This is a genomic window from Kitasatospora sp. NPDC059722, assembly GCF_042733235.1.
In the GTDB taxonomy this organism is placed as follows: Bacteria; Actinomycetota; Actinomycetes; order Streptomycetales; family Streptomycetaceae; genus Kitasatospora.
In genome coordinates this window covers 1-2,993 of the sequence record NZ_JBHWGD010000248.1, presented here as the reverse complement: position 1 = coordinate 2,993, position 2,993 = coordinate 1, and the positions used below count along the sequence as shown (strand labels likewise).

The 2,993-nt window shown below is 78.2% G+C and carries 2 protein-coding genes; both read left to right on the top strand.

Going from position 1 to position 2,993, the window contains the following annotated elements:
• The coding region (locus ACFV4F_RS42980) for a type I polyketide synthase (protein ID WP_380511422.1) at positions 1 to 2,692 on the top strand (2,692 nt) is incomplete at its 5' end.
• 60 nt (positions 2,693 to 2,752) lie between these two features.
• A partial coding sequence (locus tag ACFV4F_RS42975; RefSeq protein ID WP_380511419.1) for an ATP-binding cassette domain-containing protein occupies positions 2,753 to 2,993 on the top strand: 241 nt, incomplete at its 3' end.

Sequence of the window (2,993 nt, the reverse complement as noted above, 5' to 3'; positions counted from 1 at the left end):
GCTGGTACTCGAGCGACTGAGCGACGCGCGGCGCAACGGGCACCCGGTGCTCGCCGTCGTCCGCGGCTCGGCCGTCAACCAGGACGGCGCCTCGAACGGCATCACCGCGCCCAACGGCCCCGCCCAGCAGCGCGTGATCCGCCGCGCGCTCGCCGACGCGGGGCTCACCCCCGGCGACGTCGACGCCGTCGAGGCCCACGGCACCGGGACCTCGCTCGGCGACCCGATCGAGGCGCAGGCGCTGCTCGCCGTCCACGGGGGCACGCGCCCGGCGGACCGGCCGCTGTGGCTCGGGTCCGTCAAGTCGAACATCGGGCACGCCCAGGCGGCGGCCGGGGTGGCCGGCGTGATCAAGACGGTGCAGGCGCTGCGGCACGGCCTGCTGCCGCGGACCCTGCACGTCACCGAGCCGACCACCCGCGTGGACTGGTCCTCCGGCGCCGTCCGGCTGCTGACCGAGGCGCAGCCGTGGCCCCGGAAGGACGGGCGGGCGCGGCGGGCGGGGGTGTCGTCGTTCGGGATCAGCGGAACGAACGCGCACGTAGTGCTGGAGGAGGCACCGGCGGCGGGCTCCGGAGACGGGCCGACGGGGTCCTCCGACCACGGGGAGGCGGCCGCGCGGCGCACGGACGCCGGGCACACGGTGCTGCAAGACGCGCCCGCGGCGGCCTCCGCGGCCGGGCCGGCGCGGCCCACCGACCACGGGGAGGCGGCCACGAGGCACACCGACGCCGGGCGGGCCGAGGCCGGGACCGTGCTGCCCGGGGCTTCCGAGCACGCCGGCGACCGTCCGGTGCCGCTGGTGCTCTCCGCCCGCAGCGAGCCCGCCCTGCGGGCCCAGGCCGGGCGGCTGGCCGAGCACGTCGCCGCCCACCCCTCGTACGCTCTGCCGGACCTCGCCCACGCGCTGGCCACCACCCGGGCCGTCCACGGTCACCGGGCGCTGCTGGCCGCCGCCGACCGTACCGGACTCGTCGACGCGCTGCGGCGGTTCGCCTCCGGGGAGCCCTCGCCGGTCGCCCCGGCCACCGGTCGGCGCGACGGCGGCGGGCGGCTCGCCTTCGTCTTCGCCGGGCAGGGCAGCCAGCGGCCCGGGATGGGGCGCGAACTCGCCGCCGCTTTCCCGGAGTTCGCGGCCGCCCTGGACGAGGTGTGCGGCGTCCTGGATCCGCTGCTGGAACGGCCGCTGCGCTCCGTCCTGTGGGACCGTTCCGACGGGCTCCTCGACCGGACGGAGTTCGCGCAGCCCGCACTGTTCGCCCACGAGGTCGCGCTCCACCGCCTGCTGGAGTCCTGGGGCGTGCAGCCCGACCTGCTGGCCGGGCACTCGGTCGGCGAGATCGCCGCCGCGCACGTCGCCGGGGTGCTGTCGCTGGCGGACGCGTGCACGCTGGTCGCCGCCCGGGGGCGGCTCATGCAGGCCCTCCCGGCCGGTGGCACGATGCTCGCCGTCCGGGCGGCGGAGGACGAAGTCCTGCCGCTGCTGGGCGAGTTCGTGTCGCTCGCGGCCGTCAACGGGCCGTCGTCCGTCGTCGTCTCGGGCACCGAGGACGCGGTCGCGGCGATCGAGGCGCACTTCGCCGACCGGCGGACGACGCGCCTGCGCGTCTCGCACGCCTTCCACTCCCCGCTGCTGGAGCCGATGCTGGCCGAATTCCGCGGTGTGCTGGAGGGGTTGTCCTTCGCCGCACCCGCCGTGCCGCTCGTCTCCGGCGTGACCGGCCGCCCGCTGACCGCCGACGAGGCCCGCGACCCCGGCCACTGGGTGCGGCAGGCCAGGGAGCCGGTCCGCTTCCGGGACGCCGTCGCCCGGCTGGGCGCGGAGCGCGTCGACGCCTACCTCGAACTCGGGCCCGCCGCCGCACTCGCCCCCATGCTCGGCGAGTGCCTGGCCGCCGCGGACGCCGGAGCGTCGGCCGCCGTCATCGCCACCGGCTCGGCCGACCAGGGGGACGAGACGCGCGCCCTGCTCGCCGCCGCCGGCCGCCTCCACCTGCACGGCGTGCCGGTGGACTGGGACGCCGTCCTGCCCGGCGCCCGGCCGGTGCCGCTGCCGACGTACCCGTTCCAGCGGCAGACGTACTGGCTCGCGGCCGCCGCTCCGGTGTCCCGTGCGGTGGCCCTTGCCGACGCACCGCTGTCCGACGCACCGCTGTCCGACGCACCGCTGTCCGACGCGCCGCTGTCCGACGACCGACTCGCGACGGCGAGCCCCGAGGAGCGCGACGCCCTCCTCCTCAAGCTCGTCCTCGCCGAGACCGCCGCCGTGCTCGGGCGCGGCGCCGACGACCTCGACGCCACCCACGCGTTCTCCGACCTCGGCGTCAACTCCGTCAACGCGATCGAGCTGCGCGAACGCATCGCCGCCGCCACCGGCACCGCCCTCCCCGCGACCCTCGTCTTCGACCACCCCTCCCCGGCCGCCGTCGTCCGTGCCCTCGGCGCCCTCCGCGCCGCCCGCGCCCGGCCCGACCGGGGCGCCGAACCGGAGCCCAGTGCCGCCGACCTGGTCGACCGGCTCGCCGCGCTGTTCGCCGCCGGCACCACCCCCGACCCGGCCACCGCCACCCGCCTGCGCGACCTCGCCCGGCGCTGCGCCGCGCCCGCCGGGCCGGCCCGCCCCGGTCCCGGGCCCGACCTCGACGCGGCCACCGACGAGGAGCTCTTCCGCCTGATGGACGCCGTCGACTGACGTGCCCCGACCGACGAGCCCCGACCGCCCGTCCCACCACCGCCCAACGGAGAACCGGCCATGACTTCCCCGCCCACCACGGCCGACGACGACCTCGTGATCGAGGCGGTCGACGTCGGCATGACCTTCGGTACCGTCCGCGCGCTCGACTCGGTCAGCCTCGCCGTCCCCCGCGGCAGCGTGCTCGCCCTGCTCGGCCACAACGGCGCCGGCAAGACCACCCTCGTCGGCGTCCTCACCACCGCCCTCGCGCCCCCCCCCGCCCGGGCCCCCCGGGCCGGGGTGTCCCTCCGGCGCCCCC